15 protein-coding genes and 1 pseudogene are annotated in these 17762 nt (G+C 70.5%); 9 read left to right on the top strand and 7 right to left on the bottom strand.

Annotated features, from left to right (window positions below; translation table 11 throughout):
* The first annotated feature begins 40 nt into the window (after positions 1-40).
* The 3 genes from PCA_RS11370 (at position 41) to PCA_RS11360 (ending at position 4499) form a co-directional block, all read left to right on the top strand.
* The gene (locus PCA_RS11370; protein WP_181302797.1) at positions 41-1588 is read left to right on the top strand and encodes an N-acetylmuramoyl-L-alanine amidase; all 1548 of its coding nucleotides are present in this window, start codon (positions 41-43) and stop codon (positions 1586-1588) included.
* A 48-nt stretch (positions 1589-1636) separates the two neighbouring features.
* The gene (gene mutL, locus PCA_RS11365; protein WP_181302728.1) at positions 1637-3463 is read left to right on the top strand and encodes a DNA mismatch repair endonuclease MutL; all 1827 of its coding nucleotides are present in this window, start codon (positions 1637-1639) and stop codon (positions 3461-3463) included.
* Positions 3464-3575: 112 nt separating this feature from the next.
* Positions 3576-4499: a DUF1684 domain-containing protein gene (locus PCA_RS11360; protein WP_181302727.1), complete on the top strand. Its 924-nt coding sequence runs from the start codon at positions 3576-3578 to the stop codon at positions 4497-4499.
* A gap of 709 nt (positions 4500-5208) precedes the next feature.
* Here PCA_RS11360 and PCA_RS11355 read toward each other — a convergent pair.
* Complete coding sequence (locus PCA_RS11355; RefSeq protein WP_181302726.1) at positions 5209-5991, bottom strand: enoyl-CoA hydratase-related protein; 783 nt, start codon at positions 5989-5991, stop codon at positions 5209-5211.
* Positions 5992-6149: 158 nt separating this feature from the next.
* Here PCA_RS11355 and PCA_RS11350 point away from each other — a divergent pair, with 158 nt between their 5' ends.
* The 4 genes and pseudogenes from PCA_RS11350 (at position 6150) to PCA_RS11330 (ending at position 9048) form a co-directional block, all read left to right on the top strand.
* Positions 6150-6887 carry an FKBP-type peptidyl-prolyl cis-trans isomerase gene (locus PCA_RS11350; protein ID WP_181302725.1) on the top strand — a complete coding sequence of 246 codons (738 nt, stop codon included), beginning with the start codon at positions 6150-6152 and terminating at the stop codon, positions 6885-6887.
* 38 nt (positions 6888-6925) lie between these two features.
* A pseudogene (locus tag PCA_RS11340) lies at positions 6926-7707 on the top strand (CoA pyrophosphatase).
* Complete coding sequence (locus tag PCA_RS11335) at positions 7704-8552, top strand: sulfurtransferase (RefSeq protein ID WP_181302722.1); 849 nt, start codon at positions 7704-7706, stop codon at positions 8550-8552. Before PCA_RS11340 ends, PCA_RS11335 begins: the two are co-directional and overlap by 4 nt.
* 10 nt (positions 8553-8562) lie before the next feature.
* Positions 8563-9048: a GNAT family N-acetyltransferase gene (locus PCA_RS11330; protein WP_181302721.1), complete on the top strand. Its 486-nt coding sequence runs from the start codon at positions 8563-8565 to the stop codon at positions 9046-9048.
* 6 nt (positions 9049-9054) lie between these two features.
* On the opposite strand, the gene PCA_RS11325 is transcribed toward PCA_RS11330, so the two are convergent.
* From PCA_RS11325 to PCA_RS11315, 3 genes are all read right to left on the bottom strand, one after another.
* Positions 9055-9810, bottom strand: coding sequence for an enoyl-CoA hydratase/isomerase family protein (locus PCA_RS11325; protein WP_181302720.1), 756 nt, complete (start codon positions 9808-9810; stop codon positions 9055-9057).
* Between the two features lie 21 nt (positions 9811-9831).
* Positions 9832-11292: a DUF4139 domain-containing protein gene (locus PCA_RS11320; RefSeq protein ID WP_181302719.1), complete on the bottom strand. Its 1461-nt coding sequence runs from the start codon at positions 11290-11292 to the stop codon at positions 9832-9834.
* Positions 11293-11401: 109 nt separating this feature from the next.
* Positions 11402-12178, bottom strand: a complete 777-nt coding sequence (locus PCA_RS11315; RefSeq protein WP_343204441.1) for an IclR family transcriptional regulator — start codon at positions 12176-12178, stop codon at positions 11402-11404.
* A gap of 276 nt (positions 12179-12454) precedes the next feature.
* Here PCA_RS11315 and fucP point away from each other — a divergent pair, with 276 nt between their 5' ends.
* Together fucP and PCA_RS11305 are read left to right on the top strand one after the other, a co-directional pair.
* The gene (gene fucP / locus PCA_RS11310) at positions 12455-13726 is read left to right on the top strand and encodes an L-fucose:H+ symporter permease (protein WP_181302796.1); all 1272 of its coding nucleotides are present in this window, start codon (positions 12455-12457) and stop codon (positions 13724-13726) included.
* Positions 13726-14115: an L-rhamnose mutarotase gene (locus PCA_RS11305; protein ID WP_181302717.1), complete on the top strand. Its 390-nt coding sequence runs from the start codon at positions 13726-13728 to the stop codon at positions 14113-14115. Before fucP ends, PCA_RS11305 begins: the two co-directional genes overlap by 1 nt.
* 3 nt (positions 14116-14118) lie before the next feature.
* On the opposite strand, the gene PCA_RS11300 is transcribed toward PCA_RS11305, so the two are convergent.
* From PCA_RS11300 to PCA_RS11290, 3 genes are all read right to left on the bottom strand, one after another.
* The gene (locus PCA_RS11300; RefSeq protein ID WP_181302716.1) at positions 14119-15477 is read right to left on the bottom strand and encodes an alpha-L-fucosidase; all 1359 of its coding nucleotides are present in this window, start codon (positions 15475-15477) and stop codon (positions 14119-14121) included.
* Positions 15478-15557: 80 nt separating this feature from the next.
* On the bottom strand, positions 15558-16886 hold the full coding sequence (locus tag PCA_RS11295; RefSeq protein WP_181302715.1) for an enolase C-terminal domain-like protein: 1329 nt from the start codon (positions 16884-16886) through the stop codon (positions 15558-15560).
* On the bottom strand, positions 16883-17743 hold the full coding sequence (locus PCA_RS11290; protein WP_181302714.1) for a fumarylacetoacetate hydrolase family protein: 861 nt from the start codon (positions 17741-17743) through the stop codon (positions 16883-16885). Before PCA_RS11290 ends, PCA_RS11295 begins: the two co-directional genes overlap by 4 nt.
* Positions 17744-17762 lie beyond the last annotated feature (19 nt).

Raw genomic sequence — 17762 nt, 5'->3', positions numbered from 1 at the left:
CTTCTTGCATTCCAAGTGCGCCTGAGATTCAATGCGCCTCATGCGCGCCTACCTGAACAACCTGGCCGGAGTCCTGATCGTTGCGCTGGCGTCTGTCTGGGCGCCAGGCAGCGCGCATGCGGCCGACGTGAAGGCGGTGCGGGTCTGGGCCGACGCCAGCCATACCCGGCTGGTGTTCGACCTGGCCGGGGCGCCGGACTACCGCATCGACCGCGGCAACGACCAGGTGACCGTGGACTTCGCCAGCAGCAAGCTGGCCGCCGGTTTCGCCAATCCGGCCGCGCAAGGCCTGTACCGTGGCATGAGCCCGAACCGCGACGGCAATCGCCTGCAGCTGGTCACGCGCATGGCGGCCGGCAGCAAGGTGCGCAGCTTCGTGCTCAAGCCCGGCGCGGGCGACCATTACCGGCTGGTGCTGGACCTGCTGCCGGGCAACGGCGACGCGGCGGACAATGCCCGCACCGTCGCCGCCGTGAAGCCCGCCAGCACGCCGGCGGCCGAACCGGCTGCCGCGCCGCGGCAGATAGCGGTCACCGTTCCCACGGTAAGCGGCCGCCATGGCGGCAGGGCCGTGGGCGCCAGCCGCCAGATCACCCAGCAGGCCGCGGCCCTGCTGGACGGCCAGCGCAAGGTGGTGGTGTGCATCGACGCCGGGCACGGCGGCAAGGACCCCGGCTCGCACGGCCCGGGCGGCACGCTGGAGAAGAACGTCACCCTGGCGGTGGCGCGCGACCTCGCGGCGCAGATCAACAAGCAGCCGGGCATGAAGGCCATCCTCACCCGCGACGGCGACTACTTCATCCCGCTGGCGCGCCGCTACCAGATCGCGCGCGAGCACGACGCCGACCTGTTCGTCTCCATCCACGCCGACGCGTTCACCAGCGGCGACGCGCGCGGTTCCTCGGTGTGGGTGCTGTCCTCGCGCGGCAAGAGCTCGGTGGCGGCGCGCGTGCTGGCCGACCGCGAAAACAGCGCCGACCTGATCGGCGGCGTCTCGCTGGACGACAAGAGCGACGGCCTCGCCAAGGTGCTGCTGGACATGCAGCAGGGTTGGGCGGTGCAGGCCAGCGACTCGGTGGCCGGCAACGTGCTGAAGGCACTGGGCCAGCTCGGTCCCACCCACCGCGGCTACGTGGAGCGCGCGAACTTCGTGGTGCTGCGCTCGCCCGACGTGCCCTCGATCCTGGTCGAGACCGCGTTCATCAGCAATCCGACCGAAGAGCGCAAGCTGCGCGATCCGGCGCACCAGAAGTCGCTGGCCGAGGCGGTGATGGGCGGCGTCAGGAACTATTTCGAATCCACGCCGCCGCCGGGCACCTGGTTCGCGGCCCAGGCCGCGCGCCGCAACGGCACCGAGCTGGCATCGGCCAAACCGGCAGCCACGGCGTCGGCCACCGTGGCGCTGGCCGACGCCGCCACGCCCGTTGCCGACGCGAACGTGCGCGACCTGCATCGCGTGGGCGACGGCGAAAGCCTGCGCAGCATCGCGCGGCAGTACGGCATCAGCGTAGGCGCGCTGAAGAGCGCGAACCACATCGACGGCAACGCGGTGCGCACCGGCACCGTGCTGGCGATTCCGGCGGGCTGAGCGGCGCCGTTTCCGCGGCGCATCCGGCACAGCTGATAAAGTGCGCGGATGCCCGTCATCCGCCCGCTGCCTCCCGAACTCATCAACCAGATCGCCGCCGGCGAGGTGATCGAGCGTCCCTCGTCCGTGGTCAAGGAACTGGTCGAGAACAGCCTCGACGCCGGCGCCAGCCGCATCGAGGTGGAGATCGAGGCCGGCGGCGCGCGACTGATCCGCGTGCGCGACGACGGCGGCGGCATCGCGCCGGACGAGCTGCCATTGGCCGTGGCCTCGCACGCCACCAGCAAGATCGGCAGCTTCGACGACCTGGAACACGTCGCCAGCATGGGTTTCCGCGGCGAGGCGCTGGCCTCGGTGTCCTCGGTGGCGCGCTTCGCGCTCACCTCGCGCCTGCGCGACGCCGAGGCCGCGTTCCGCATCGAGGTGGACGGCGGCAGGCTGCAGGCGGCGCGGCCCGCGCAACATCCGCCGGGCACCAGCGTGGAAGTGCGCGACCTGTTCCACAACGTGCCTGCGCGCAAGAAGTTCATGCGCGCGGAGCGCACGGAGTTCGCCCACATCGACGACCTGCTGAAGTCGCTGGCGCTGGCGCGCGGCGGCGTGGAATTCCGGCTGGTCCACAACGGCAAGCCGGTGCGCATCTGGAAGGCGGCGCGCGACGAGCAGGCGCAGCTGCGCCGCGTTGCCGAGGTGCTGGGCGAGGATTTCCCGGCGCAGAGCCTGCGCGTGGACCATGCCGCCGCGGGCATGCGCCTGTCCGGCTGGGTGGGCCTGCCCACCGCCTCGCGCAGCCAGGCCGACCAGCAGTACTTCTACGTCAACGGACGCCTGGTGCGCGACCGCGTGGTGGCCCATGCGGTGCGCCAGGCCTATGCCGACGTGCTGTTCCACGGGCGCCATCCGGCCTTCGTGCTGTACCTCGAACTCGATCCCGCCGGCGTGGACGTGAACGTGCACCCGGCCAAGCACGAGGTGCGCTTCCGCGAGCAGCGGCTGGTGCACGACTTCCTGTTCCGCACCCTGCACGAGGCCCTCGCACAGACCCGCGCGGGGCAGGTGGAGTCGCATGCGGAAGCCGAGGGCGGGCGCCTGCACATGAGCACCGCGCATGCGTCCGCGCCCGGCTTGCCGGCGGTCGCGCGCGCCGCCTCGTGGCCCGTGCACGCCGGCCAGAACCGGTTGGCGCTGGGCGTGCGCGACGAACCGCTGGCGGGCTATGCCGCGCTGCTGGGCGAAGCGCCGCGCGCGCCCGGTGCGCCGACGCCGATGCCGACCGTCGAAGCGGGCGACGCGCCGCCGCTGGGCTATGCCGTCGCCCAGCTCAAGGGCATCTACATCCTGGCCGAGAATGCGCAGGGCCTGGTGCTGGTGGACATGCATGCCGCGCACGAGCGCATCACCTACGAACAGCTCAAGGCCGGCCGCGCCTGCAGCAACCTGCGTTCGCAACTGCTGCTGGTGCCGCTCAACATCGCGGTCAGCGCGCGCGAGGCCGCCGCCGCCGAGGAGCATGCCGAGGCATTGTCCGACTGGGGCCTGGAGCTTTCGCGCAGCGGTCCCTCCGGCGTGGTGGTGCGCCGCATTCCCGCCTTGCTCGAAGGCGCCGACGTGAGCCAGCTCACCCGCGACGTGCTGGCGGAACTCGCCCAGCACGGCAGCTCGCGCCGACTGCAGGAGCTGGAGAACGAACTGCTCTCCACCATGGCCTGCCACGGCTCGGTGCGCGCCGGGCGGCGGCTGACGCTGCCGGAGATGAACGCGCTGCTGCGCGAGATGGAGGCCACCGAGCGTTCCGGCCAGTGCAACCACGGCCGCCCCACCTGGACGCAGTTGTCCCTGTCCGAACTGGACAAGCTGTTCATGCGCGGGCGCTAGTGGCGGATCGTTGCCGCGAGCGTGGGGCAACAGCCCCATGCTCATCGCCAACGCTTGCCGGCGCCGCGTTTGGACGTCCATACTCGGTTCTCCATCGTCGTGGATCGCCCCCATGTCGCGAGTCGTCGTTTTCCTGTTCGCCCTGATTGCCGGAGTTGCCACCGTGTCCGCTGCCGAAGCCCCGTCCACCCATGCCCACGAAATCGAGCAGTGGCGCGCCGCGCGCGTCGCGCGGCTCACCGCACCGGACGGCTGGCTCAGCCTGATCGGGCTGGAATGGCTGCACGAGGGCGCGAACCGGGTGGGCAGTGCGGCCGACAACGACATCGTGCTGAAGGCCGGCCCGGCGCATCTGGGCACGGTGACGCTGGCGGCGGATGGCGCCGCCAGCATCGCGCTGGCCAAGGACAGCGGCGCCACCGTCGACGGCAAGCCCGTCGCCGCCGCCCCGCTGGTCGACGACATGCACGTGCAGGGCGACGCCGCGCCCACCACGGTGCGTTTCGGCAACGCGAACTTCTACGTGATCGAACGCGACGGCCGCAAGGCGCTGCGCGTGAAAGACAGCGACGCCGAGGCGCGTCGCGATTTCGTCGGCATCGACTACTTCCCGATCGACCCGTCCTGGCGCATCGAGGCCGACTGGGTGCCGTTCGTGCCGCCGCACGATCTGCAGATCGGCTCGGTGATCGGCACCATCGACACCGTGAAGGTGCCCGGCAAGGCGGTGTTCCACCGCGACGGCCACACGTTCGAACTGCTCCCCTACCAGGAGGAGCCGGGCGGCGAGCTGTTCTTCGTGCTGGCCGATCGCACCTCCGGCAAGCAGACCTATGGCGCCGCGCGCTTCCTCTACGCGGCGCTGCCGGCCGGTGGCATCGACAAGCCGGGCAAGCTGGTGCTGGACTTCAACAAGGCCTACAACCCGCCTTGCGCCTTCACGCCGTTCGCCACCTGTCCGCTGGCGCCACCGGAGAACCGGCTGGATCTGGCGGTGACCGCAGGCGAGAAGAAGTACCGCGGCAGCGGTCACTGAAACCCGCCTCGCGCGACTTCCTCTCCCCTCTGGGGAGAGGATTGAGGTGAGGGGCCGGGGCTTGCTTGAACACCGCTGCGAAGCTCGCTTGCTCTTGCCAGCGTTTCGCAAGCGCGACCCCTCACCCCGACCCTCTCCCCGGAGGGGAGAGGGGGAACGGCAGCGTCACGCGTTCTTGAGCTGCGTCCCACACTTCTCCGGGAATGCGCCGGTGCGTTCGCGTCCGCCGCGTCCGCCACGACTTCCTCTCCCCTCCGGGGAGAGGATTGAGGTGAGGGGCCGGGGCTTGCCCGAACGCCGCTGCGAAGCGCGCTTGCGCTTGCCAGCGTTTCGCAAGCGCGACCCCTCACCCCGGCCCTCTCCCCGGAGGGGAGAGGGGGAACGGCGGCGTCACGCGTTCTTGAAATGCAACGCGCGCTTCTCCAGAAGCATGCCGCGCCTCGCATGGCTTCCTCTCCCCTCTGGGGAGAGGATTGAGGTGAGGGGCCGGGGCTTGCCCGAACACCGCTGCGAACCGCGCTTGCGCTTGCCAGTGTTTCGCAAGCACGCCCCTCACCCCGACCCTCTCTCCGGAGGGGAGAGGGGGAACGGCGGCGTCACGCGTTCTTGAGCCGCGTCGCACGCTTCTTCGGGAACGCGCCGGTGCGTTAGCGCACGCCGCGTCCGCCACGACTTCCTCTCCCCTCTGGGGAGAGGGGAAACGGCGGCGTCAAGCGCCCTTGAACTGCGCCTTGCGCTTTTCCAGGAACGCGCCGGTGCCTTCGCGCATGTCTTCGGTGGAGAACATCAGCGCGAAGCCCTGGGTCTCGAATTCCAGGCCCTGGTCCAGCGCCGCCTCGCCGCCTTGCAGCACCGCGTCAAGGATGCCGGCGGCGGCCAGTGGCGCGGCAGCGGCGAGCTGGTCGGCCAGTGCGTTCACCGTCTCGTCCAGCGCCTCGGGCGCCACCACGCGGTTGACGATGCCCAGCTCGTACGCGCGCTGGGCGTTGATGGCCGCGCCGGTGAGGCACAGTTCCAGCGCGGCGCTGCGGCCGGCGAGGCGCAGCAGGCGCTGGGTGCCGCCGAAGCCGGGGATCAGGCCCAGGTTGATCTCGGGCTGGCCGAACTTCGCCTTCTCGCTGGCCACGCGCAGGTGGCAGGCCATCGCCAGTTCCATGCCTCCGCCCAGCGCGAAGCCCTGGATGCGCGCCACCACCGGCTTGCCCAGCCGTTCGATGCTGGTCATCAGGCGCTGGCCCGCGCGCGAGAAGCCCTGCGCCTGTACCGGGCTGTAGCCGTTCATCTCGGCGATGTCGGCGCCGGCCACGAAGGCCTTGTCGCCGGCGCCGGCCAGCACCACCGCGCGCACGGCGTCGTCCTGCGCGGCCTGCGCGAATGCGATGCCGAGTTCGTTGAGCGTGTCGCGGTTCAGCGCGTTGAGCTTGTCGGGGCGATTCACCGTGATGGTGTGCACCGCGCCGCGGTTGCCGATCTCCAAGTTGCGGTAGGCCATGCTGGAAACTCCGGGGATGCCAAGCACGAATGGTAGCGCGGGAACCTTTGCCCGCAGCGGGGTTCTCATGCGAGGACGCTGCACGCATGGTGCGAAACCCTTACGATGTGGCATCCCGGAGCGGTCGCGACGTGCGGCCAGGCGAGATGGAGAACGGCATGACTCGACTGCGTTGGCTGCTGCCCTGCCTGCTGCTGGCCGGCGTGGCCCAGGCGCAGACCCGTCCGCAGCCGCCGGCTCCGGTGAAGCTGGACAAGGCCCAGCTCTCCTACGCGATCGGCTACCAGATCGGCAGCCAGTTCGCCGACAGCAAGGCCCAGCCGGGCATTCCCGAGATCGACATCGCCACCTTGCAGCGTGCGATCCAGGACGCCTACAGCAAGCGGCAGCCCACGGTGTCGATGCGGGCGATGCACCAGCAGCTGGGCGCGTTCAACCAGCAACTGCGCACCAATGCGCAGGCCGAGTTCGAGCAGGTCGCGCAGGCGAATGCGCGCAAGAGCACTGCGTTCATGGCGCGCAACGCGAAGCAGCCCGGGGTGATCCAGCTGCCGTCCGGCATCCAGTATTCCGTGCTGAAGCGCGGCGACGGCACGGTCAATCCCACGGTCACCAGCACGGTGGTGGTGAACTACCGCGGCATGCTGGTGGACGGCACCGAGTTCGACAGCACCTGGGCGCACGGTGCGCCGGTGAGCTTCGCGGTGGACCACGTGATCCCGGGCTGGCGCGACGTGATCCCGCGCATGCGCGTGGGCGATCGCTGGAAGGTGGTGATCCCGCCGCAGCTCGCCTACGGCAAGGAGGGTGCCTTGCCGCGCATCGGCCCGAACGAGGCGCTGGTGTTCGAGATCGAACTGCTGGCGATCAAGCCGCCCGCGCCGGATCAGGACTAGGCCGGATGCGCGCGGCCCTGCTGCTAAAATGGCCGGGCATGCCGAACGAAATTCCTCCCGCGCCACCCTCTCCGGCCACGCCTTGCACCGGCGTCTGCCGGCTGGATGACCGAGGCTATTGCATGGGCTGCCGGCGCACGATCGAGGAGATCGGTCGCTGGCGCAGCATGAGCGAGGCGGAGCGCCTGCATGTGATGCGTCACGTCCTGCCCGCACGCGGGCAGCCATGAGCCCCGAGGTGCTCATGGCCTTGCGGCCGCTGTCCTCGCCGCCCGGGCCGCCGGGCTGGAACCACGACGACATCACCGAGCTGCTGGGCGACACGCGGCGGCGCCCCGCAGCCGTGCTGCTGGGCCTGCGCGAGAGCGTGCAGCCGCGGCTGGTGCTCACCGTGCGTACCGACCATCTGCAATCGCACGCGGGGCAGGTGGCGTTTCCCGGCGGCGGCACCGATGCCGGCGACGCCGACGCGCTCGCCACAGCCTTGCGCGAGAGCGAGGAGGAGATCGGCCTGGACCGTGCGCTGGTGACGCCGCTGGGCTACCTCGACAGCTTCGAGACGGTCAGCGGCTACTGCATCACGCCGGTGGTGGCGCGGATCGCCCCGGACGCGCGGTTGCACGCGGCGCCGGCGGAAGTGGCGGAGGTGTTCGAGGTGCCGCTGGCGTTCTTCCTGGAACCGGCGAACCTGCGCCGCTACGTCATGGACTATCGCGGTCACCGGCGCGAGATGGTGGAGTTCGTGCACGGCGGCCACCGCATCTGGGGCGCCACCGCGGCGATCCTGCTGAACCTGCTGCAGAGGATGGGACGCGCATGAAGACCACGTTGATCTCGGTTGCCGAACTGGCTGCGTTGCCATCGGACGAGGTGTTGATCGTCGACTGCCGCAAGGATCTCGCCGATCCGGCGAAAGGGCGGCGGGAGTATCTTGCAGGCCACCTGCCTGGCGCGGTCTACGCCGAACTCGATGCCGACCTCTCCGACCTGTCGCGCCAGCGCGAGGGCCTGGGCCGCCACCCGCTGCCTTCCGCCGCGGCGTTCGCGGATGTGCTCGGTCGCTGGGGCTGGCGGCCGGGTCTGCAGGTGGTGGCCTACGACGCCGCCAACGGCGCACTGGCTGCCGCACGACTGTGGTGGCTGATGCGCCATGCCGGTGAACGCGCCGTGGCCGTGCTGGATGGCGGCTTTGCCGCCTGGCAGGCTGCAGGCCTTCCGCTGGAAACCGCCGAACCGCGGCGCGCGGCGACCACGGTGGCGGTGCAATTCGATCCGGCCATGGTGGTGCTCGACCACGGCACACTGCATGCCGCGCCGGCGCCGCTGCTGCTCGACGCCCGCGCCGCGCCGCGCTACCGCGGCGACACCGAGCCGCTCGATCCGGTCGCCGGCCACGTGCCCGGTGCGCTGAATCGCCCGTTCGCCGACAACCTCGCCGCTGACGGCCGCTTCAAGAGTGCTGCGGAACTCCGGCACGAGTTTCTCGCCTTGCTCGGCCCGCGCGTGCCGTCCGAAGTAGTGAACATGTGCGGCTCCGGCGTCACCGCCTGCCACAACCTGCTGGCGATGGAACACGCGGGCCTTGCCGGTTCGCGGCTGTATGCGCCATCGTGGAGCGGCTGGGTCAGCGACCGCTCGCGGCCGGCGGCGAGCGGCGACGAATGAGCGGCCGACGATGACCGTGGCCGCGCCGCCGGGCATCCGCGTGCTCGCTTTCGACCCGCGCTGGCGCGAGGCATTCGCCGCGCTCAACATCGAATGGCTGGAGCACTGGTTCGTGGTCGAGGATTACGACCGCGAAGTGCTGGGCCATCCCGAGAAATACATCCTCGCGCATGGCGGCCACATCCTGTTCGCCATCGACGGCGAGGAACGCGCGCTGGGTACGGTCGCGCTGAAGCACGAGGGCGACGGCGTCTACGAACTCACCAAGATGGCGGTGGCGCCTGCGGCGCGCGGCCTCGGCGTCGGCCGCCTGCTGATGGATGCGGCGCTGGAGCTGTACGGCACGCTGGGCGCGCGCGAACTGTTCCTGGAGTCGAGCAGCCGCCTCGGGCCCGCGTTGGCCTTGTATGAAAGCGTGGGCTTTCGCCACCACCCCGCACCGCGCGCGGGATCGCATTACGCGCGCGCTGACGTGCACATGATCTGGCAGCCTTGAGCCGGCTCAGCCCTTGCTCTTGAGCCGCGCCACCAGCGCCTGCAGCGTGGCCTGGGTCTGCGGGTGGAAGAACCCCGCCATGAAATCGTCCAGCGGCAGCGCGTCGACGTCGGCGAAGGTGGTGGCGAGGTCGGCGCGGGCGAGGCGACGGGTGGCGAGCATCGCGTGCGCGGGCAGGGCCAGCAGCTCGTCCATCCAGCGCAGCGCGCGCGTGGTCACTTGGTCGATGCCGGTGGTCTCGTCGACGAAGCCGCAGGCCAGCGCTTCCTGCGCGTCGATCATCGCGCCGGCGACCAGCAGGCGTTCGGCGCGGTACGCGCCCACCACGCGGCGCAGCGCGAGCTGGATGCAGTCGGGTACGGTGAGACCCACCTGCACCTCGTTGAGGCCGATCTTGTAGGGGCCTTGCGCCATCACGCGGTAGTCGCACATCAGCGCCAGCACCGCGCCGCCCGCGGGGCTGTGGCCGGTGACCGCGGCGGCCAGCGGCACCGGCGAGCAGGCCAGCGCGGCGGCGGTGGCGAAGAACTCGTGCCAGTAAGCACGCGCGCCGACGCGATCCATCTGCAGCACCGCAGGTACGTCCACGCCGGCGGAGAACATGCCGGGCGCGCCGGAAAGCACGATGCCGCGCGCGCCGCCGGCGATGGCGTCGGCCAGCGCCGAACGCAGTGCGTGCAGCAATTCCAGATTGAGCGCATTGACCGGCGGACGCGCCAGCCGGATCTCGGCGACGGCGTCGTGCTGGATGACTTCGAGCATGCGAGTTCCCTCGGGGATCGGTTACGGCTGGGGATGCTGATCCGCGCTCCAACTGTAGTGCACCGCGTAGTCCAGCACGGCCTTGCCGTTGGCGGGCACGTCCACGCGGAACTCCAGCGTGTCGGTGTTCTGCTTGTCGGGCTTCTGGCTGGACGAGGCCAGCTTCCACTCGCGCCAGCGGTTGGGGTGTTCGCGCACGGTGACGGTGCGCGCGCTGTCGCCGGCATTGCTGAGCGTGATGCGGAACGCCTCGTCCAGCGTGCGGCCGGCCTGGTCCACGCGGAAGGCGGTACGCTCGCGCGCGGCGTGCAGGTCGAAGGCGGTGCCCAGGGCGATGGCGGCGTCGCTGCCCTTGGGCGTGTCCTCGATGCGGCCTTCGCCGATGAATTGCGGCGTACCGTGGCTGTCCTGCGCCAGCACGCGCAGGTAGCCGGCGGGCAGGCTGTCGAAGGCGGCGAACCTGAGCGTGCTGACGATGCTGCCGGTGCTCGATCCGCCGTTGAAGTCGCGGCCCAGCATCGGCTGCGGCGGCAGCCAGGTGCCGCCGTTCTCGTAGAGGTTGGTGCGTTCGCAGCGCAGCTCGCGGGCGGCGTACAGCGGCACCTGGCTCACGCTGCCGTCCGGCAGGTTCACCGCGGCGGGCAGGGTGTAGCTGCGGTAGTTGTCCATCTGCGCCTGCTGCGGCGTGGCATCCCCGGCCGCCTTGCTGGCCATCATCATCATCGGACGCGGGGCGGAGGCGCGGGCGAAGTTCGGCTGGCCCGCGATCAGGGTGAGCTTCGCGTCGCGCCAGTCGCGACCGCTGCGGTTCGCGATGCTGGCGCGCGATTCGAACTGCATGCGGCAGGCCTCGCCCGGTTGCAGCGTGGCCACGTAGGCGGCGCGCCAGCCCAGCCCGCTGGTGGGGTAGCTGAGCACGGCCGTGCTGTGGCCGCCGCGGGCGGCATCGACGCGCAGGCGCAGGCTGGAGCCGGTGGGAAAGTCGCCGCTGCCCACGCGCACACCGGCGTACTGGCGGATCCAGCTGGTACCCGTGGCGGCGCCTATCATCAGGCCGTCGTTGCCGGCGCGCAGCAGGGTGCCGGTGGCCAGCGGCTGGCCGTTGTCGCCCAGCACGGTGACCTCGCGGCCGAGCAGCCCGGCCAGGGCCGACGTGGCGCCCTGGCCCAGCAGCAGGCGTTGCGACACCACTTTCGCGCCGCCGTCGGGAAAGCCCAGCGCCAGCGCCTCGGCATCGATATGGTCGGGCAGGTCGCCCAGGGTGACGTCCTGCAGGCCGGACGCGAGCGTGAGCGCGCGTTGCTCGCGGATCACCGCGTAGCCGTCGTCGACGTTGCCGTCGCCGCTGCTGGCGTACAGCGCGTTGCTGTCGCTGCGGTAGAGGGTGATCTCGGCGCCGGTGACGCCGGGCGTTGCCGCGGCGAGCGGCGCCGCGACGGCGGCGCAGGCCAGCGCGAGGGCGGGCAGGGCAGGCTGTTTCATGGTGGGGCTCCGGATCGGACAGGGGGCGACGGCATCCGCAACGATACCTGCTGTCGACCGGTCGGCGGCCCGGGAATTCCGACCGTGCCTGCCGAGGCCGCGCATCCATTCATTGTCGCTGCGTGACTGCACCGTATTGCAGGATGTCCGAAATCTCCGCCGTGGCCTTGCACAGCGCCTCGATGGTGCGCTCCGGCGTTTGCCCCGACGCGCGGTGCTCGATGAACGGCACGGTGACCGTGCATACGGCGCGACCGTGGTCCAGCACCGGGGCGGAGAGGTCGATGACCGCATCCACCACGTGGCTGCGCGCGCAGGCGTGGCCCTGGCTGCGCACCTGCGCCAGCTGCCGGCCCAGTTTCTTGCGGTCGAGGTCGGCCTCCTGGGCGGCGATGAGGTCCAGCCAGTGCTCGCGCACCTGTTCTTCCTGGAACGCCAGCAGGACGTGGCCGGAAGTGGACTGGGACATCGGGCGGCGGTGGCCGATGCGCACCACCAGGGCGATCTCGCCCGGCGGATCGGCGCGGGCGATCACCACGATCTGGTCGCGCGACGGCACGACCAGGTGGCAGGCCTGCTCGGTGGTCTCGGCCAGCCGGTGCATCACCGGCAGGGCGGCTTCGATGGCATTCCTCACCGGCGGTTGTTCCATCGCCAGTCGGAACAGTCGCGGGGTGATGCAGTAGCCGCCGTCGCCTTCGGCGCGTGCGATGTAGTCGCGTTCCTCCAGCACCTGCAGCATGCGGAAGATCTCGCCGCGCGAGCGGCCCACGCCGTCGGAGATCTCGACGATGCTGAGCGGCTTGTGGGCGCTGGCCAGCAACTCGAGTATGTCCAGTCCCTTGTCGAGCGCCGGCGCACGGTACTTGGAAGTCGGTTTCTCCACTACGTCCCCCTGACAGGCCCGGGTCGGTCCGGGCGGAAGCAGCATGATGCCCGGAAGGTTCGTAGATTGCCCCGGGGCGGGTCATGTGTCATGCGTAACGTTGACGCACATGTTGCAGTGCGTCTTGGTCATACAAGTAAATACGGGTTTCATATTTGAGCTAACGCGCGCCCACTCCCGGCCGCGCATATTCGAATACCCGCGCTACGCAATGGAGGGCATGGAAGGGTGGATGCGCAAGTGACGACCGAGGTCCCCGCGACGGCGGCAGCCAGCGTGCCGACAGGCGTGCGGCGGTGGGTGCCGCTGTTCCTGATCGTCAGCCTGTTCTTCCTGTGGGGCGGCGCGAACAACCTCAACGACGTGCTGATCGCCCAGTTCAAGAAGGCGTTCGTGCTGAACGATTTCCAGGCCGGCCTGGTGCAGAGCGCGTTCTACCTCGGCTACTTCCTGGTGGCGATGCCGGCGGCGATGTTCATGCGCCGCTTCGGCTACAGGCAGGCGGTGGTGCTGGGCCTGGTGCTGTATGGCGCGGGCGCGCTGCTGTTCTGGCCGGCCGCGGAGATGCGCACCTACGGCATGTTCCTGTTCGGCCTGTTCGTGATCGCAGCCGGGCTGGCCTTCCTGGAGACCTCGGCGAATCCGCTGATGACCATGCTGGGACCGCGCGAAAGCGCCGCGCGCCGGCTCAACTTCGCGCAGGCCTTCAACCCGCTGGGCTCGATCGCCGGCATCCTGATCGGCCAGCACTTCATCCTGTCGGGCGTGGAACACACGCCGCAGCGACTGGCGGCGATGGGCGCCGCGGAACGCGCCGCGTACTACGCGGAGGCGACGCACGCGGTGCAGTGGCCGTACCTGTGCATAGGTCTGGTGGTGCTGGGCTGGGCGGCGCTGGTGCTGCTGGCGCGCTTCCCCGCGGTGGCTGCGCCGCACGAACTGGCCACGCGGGTCACCGGGCGCGACGGCGCGCTGGCGCGGCTGCTGCGCGACCGGAATTTCACCAGCGCGATGGCGGCGCAGTTCTTCTACGTGGGCGCCCAGGTCGGCGTGTGGAGCTACACCATCCGCTACGTGCAGGCGAGCATGCCCGGCACCTCGGCGCAGGCGGCGGCGAACTTCCTCACTGCGGGACTGGTGTGCTTCATGGGCGGGCGTTTCGTGGGCACCGCGCTGATGAAATACCTGGCGCCGGTGCGGCTGCTGCTGGCGTTCGCCGCGATCAACATCGTGCTCACCCTGTGCGCGCTGCTGTACCCCGGCCGCGACGGCGCCTGCGCGCTGGTGGCCTGCAGCTTCTTCATGTCGGTGATGTACCCGACCATCTTCGCGCTGGGCGTGGAGGGTCGCGACGACGACGAGCGCAAGCTAGGCTCGGCCCTGCTGGTGATGACCATCATCGGCGGCGCGGTGCTGACCGCGGCGATGGGCGCGGTGTCGGACGTCGCCGGCATCGCGCGCGCGCTGGCGGTGCCGGCGCTGAGCTTCGCGGTGGTGCTGTGGTTCGCCTGGCGGCGCCTGCCGCACGCGCGCGGGGCGCGAACCTGATGCCGCGCCTCTACTACGCCCTGGACCTGCGCGACGACCCGGCGGCCATCGCCGAGTACGAGGACTGGCACCGGCCCGGCGTGGTCTGGCCCGAGGTCGTCGCCTCGATCCGCGCCGCGGGGATCGAGGACATGGAGATCTTCCGCACCGGCAACCGGCTGGTGATGGTGGTGCAGGTGCCCGACGGCTACGACGCCGGGAGCCGGCGGGCGACCGATGCGGACAATCCGCGCGTGCAGGCGTGGGAGGGGCTGATGGACCGCTACCAGCAGCGCCTGCCGTGGGCGCGGCCCGGCGAGAAGTGGGTGCCCATGCGCGGGATCTTCTCGCTCAAGGAAGCGCTGGCCGGCAGCAGCACGACACCACGGAGCGGTGGCGCCGACGGCTGAACGTCAGCGCGGGACCGGGTCCGCGGTCGTGATGACCAGCACGGTGTCGATGGGGTCCAGCGGCTTCGCCGGCAACTGCACGTCCAGCTGCGCGCCGTGTTGCGCGAACGCGAGCGGCGTGTGCCGCGGATCGGCGAGCAGGTAGGCACCGGTGGCGTGGAGCTTCGCGTCGGCGAGGTGGAACGCACCGGTGGGCCATTCGAACAGGTGGATGTAGACCTTGCCCGGCCGGCGCGTGGCGCGCCAATCCCAGGTCGGCACCCACGCGGGCTTGCCGCTGGCATCCTTCTGCGTGGCCGAATAGCGGCCATGCGGATCGGCGAACGGCGTGGGGCCGGTCCCGTAGATCGACTCGCCGTTGACCTTGAGCCACTGGCCGATGGCCTGCAGACGCTCCGCCTCGGGCGGCGGGATCACGCCCTGCGCATCGGGGCCCACGTTGAGCAGGTAGTTGCCGCCCTTGCTGGCGATGTCGACCAGGTTGTGCAGCAGCACGGTGGTGGACTTGAAGTCGGTGTCGTTCGACTTGTAGCCCCAGGTGCCGTTGATCGTCATGCAGGTTTCCCAGTCCTTGCCGGGAAAGCCCTGCGGCGGGATGTGCTGCTCGGGCGTCTCGGTGTCGCCCGGGTAGCCGCCGCCGAGCCGGTTGTTCCAGATCAGCTGCGGATAGCGGTCGAGCAGCTTCACGATCTCCGCCGCCAGTTGCGGGGTCATGTCGGGGGTGGGCGTGTCGAACCACAGTACGGCCGGGTGGTACTTCTCCAGCAGTTCCCTGATCTGCGGGATCGCCTTGGTGTGCAGGTAGGTGGCGAAGTCGCCGTCCTGCGCCTTGTCCCAGTGGCCGCCGAACGCGGCGCCGCCCGGCGCGGTCCAGTCCTGGTCCTGCGAGTAGTAGAGGCCGAACCTGATGCCCTGCCGCTGCGCCTCGTCGGCCAGCTCGCGCAGCGGATCGCGCTTGAACGGCGTGGCGTCGACGATGTTGAACGCGCTCGCCTTCGAGTCGAACATCGCGAAACCGTCGTGGTGCTTGGCGGTGATCACGATGTACTTCATGCCCGCGGCCTTGGCGAGCGACACCCAAGCGTGCGCGTCGAACCGCGTGGGGTCGAATTGCGCGGGGAGTTGCTGGTAGTCGGCCACCGGGATGCGCGCGTCGTGCATGATCCATTCGCCCGCGCCGTCGACCGGCTTGCCGTGCCAGACGCCGGCCGGGACCGCGTACACGCCCCAGTGGATGAACATGCCGTAGCGCGCCGCGCGCCACCAGGCCATGCGCGCGTCGCGCTGCGCCGGCGTTTCGGTGTCCTGTATGGACGCGACGGGATGCGCGCCGGTGCCCGTCGGCGTCGCAGCGTACGCCATGTGGCATGCCGCGACGAGCGCGCAGGCGAAGGCGGATTTCACGAATCGACGCGGCATCTTCATCGCCTTGCTCCGGTCTGTCAGGTTTGCCACGCCCGGCCGTGCGGGAATGCATAGTCGCGCAACGACGCGGGCTTCATCTGCGCGGAAAAGCCCGGCGCGAGCGGCGCGCGGTAGCGGCCATCGCGCACCACCACCGGATCGACGAAGTGCTCGTGCAGGTGGTCGACGAACTCGATGGCGCGGTCTTCCTTGCTGCCGCTGATCGCCACGAAGTCGGCCATCGCCAGGTGCTGCACCAGTTCGCACAGGCCCACGCCGCCGGCGTGGGGGAACACGCGTACGCCGAACTTGGCCGCCAGCAGCAGGATCGCCAGGTTCTCGTTGACGCCGCCCACGCGGGCCGCGTCGATCTGCACCAGGTCGACGGCGCCGGCCTGGAACAGCTGCTTGAACATCACCCGGTTCTGGGTGTGTTCGCCGGTGGAGACCGGCATCGGCGCGACCGCGCGCCGGATCGCCGCGTGGCCGAGGATGTCGTCGGGGCTGGTCGGCTCCTCGATCCAGGCGATGTCGAACGCGGCGAGCTGCTGCAGCCAGCCGATCGCGTCCGGCACGTCCCAGCGCTGGTTCGCGTCGATCGCGATCGCGATGTCGGGGCCGACCGCCTCGCGCGCCAGGCGGCAGCGCCGCACGTCGTCCGCCGCGTCCAGGCCCACCTTGAGCTTGATCGTGTGGAAGCCTTCGGCGACCGCCTCGCGGGCCAGCCGCTGCATTTTCTCGTCGCCGTAGCCCAGCCAGCCCGGCGAGGTGGTGTAGGCGGGGTAGCCTTCGGCCAGCAACTGCTCGATGCGCCGTTGCCGCTCCGGCGCGGCGGCGCGCAGCAGCTGCAGCGCCTCGTCCGGGGTGAGCGCGTCGCTGAGGTAGCGGAAGTCGACGGCGGCGACGATGTCCTCCGGCGGCAGCTCCGCGATGAAGCGCCACAGCGGCTTGCCGGCGTGGCGCGCGGCCAGGTCCCAGGCCGCGTTGACCACCGCGCCTATCGCCATGTGCATCACGCCCTTCTCGGGGCCCAGCCAGCGCAGCTGCGAGTCGCCGGCGAGGCGGCGGGCGAAGCCGCCGAGGTCGTGCACCAGCGCGTCGACGGACAGGCCCGCGACGTGCCCGGCCAGCGCGGCCAGCGCGGCCGTCTGCACCTCGTTGCCGCGGCCGATGGTGAACACGAAGCCGTAGCCGCACAGCGCCGGATCGTCGGTGCGCAGCGTGACGCAGGCGGCCGAGTAGTCCGGGTCGGGGTTCATCGCATCCGAGCCGTCCAGGTCGCGCGAGGTCGGAAAGCGCACGTCGAGCGTGTCCAGCGCCACGATGCGCGCGGGACGCGGGCCGGGGAACGAGGCGGGCTGGTTCATGCGGACGCCCCGGCGTCGAAGGCGACGGTGCGCTGGCGTTGCCGGCCGAGGCCGTCGATGCCCAGCTCCATGGTGTCGCCGGGACGCAGGTACAGCGGCGGCTTCTGGCCCAGACCCACGCCCGGCGGGGTGCCGGTGCTGATGATGTCGCCGGGCTGCAGGCTCATGTAGCGGCTGATGTAGCTCACCAGCTCGGCCACGCCGAAGATCATGTTGCGGGTGTTGCTGTGCTGGTGGCGATGGCCGTTGACCTCCAGCCACAGCCCAAGGTTCTGCGGGTCGGGCACCTCGTCGGCGGTGACCAGCCACGGGCCGACCGGGCCGAACGTGTCGCAGCACTTGCCCTTCATCCACTGGCCGCCGTGTTCGAGCTGGAACGCGCGCTCGGACAGGTCGTTCACCACCAGGTAGCCCGCGACGTGGGCCAGCGCATCCTCCACCGCCACGTTGCGCGCGGTGTCGCCGATCACCACGCCGAGCTCGACTTCCCAGTCGGTCTTCACCGAACCCTTCGGGATGATCACGTCGTCGTTCGGCCCCATGATGGCGCTGGTCGCCTTCATGAACAGGATGGGTTGCTCGGGCGGCTCCGCGCCGGTTTCGGCGGCGTGGTCGGAGTAGTTCAGGCCCACGCAGATCATCTTGCCGGTGTGCGCCACCGGCGCGCCGTGGCGGGGCGTGCCGGCGACCTGCGGGAGGCTGGCCGGATCGATCGCGGCGAGCCGTGCGCGACCGGTGCGGACCAGGGTTGCGGCGTCGATGTCGCCGACGTGGCCGGAGAGGTCGCGCAGCTTGCCCTGCGCGTCGATCAGGCCGGGCCGCTCGCGGCCGGCGGCTCCGTAACGAACCAGTTTCATGGCGGTGTTGTTTCCCCTG

Origin of the sequence: Rhodanobacter sp. PCA2 (assembly GCF_013620825.1) — a bacterium.
In the GTDB taxonomy this organism is placed as follows: Bacteria; Pseudomonadota; Gammaproteobacteria; order Xanthomonadales; family Rhodanobacteraceae; genus Rhodanobacter_A.
This window is presented reverse-complemented; position numbering and strand designations above follow the sequence as displayed.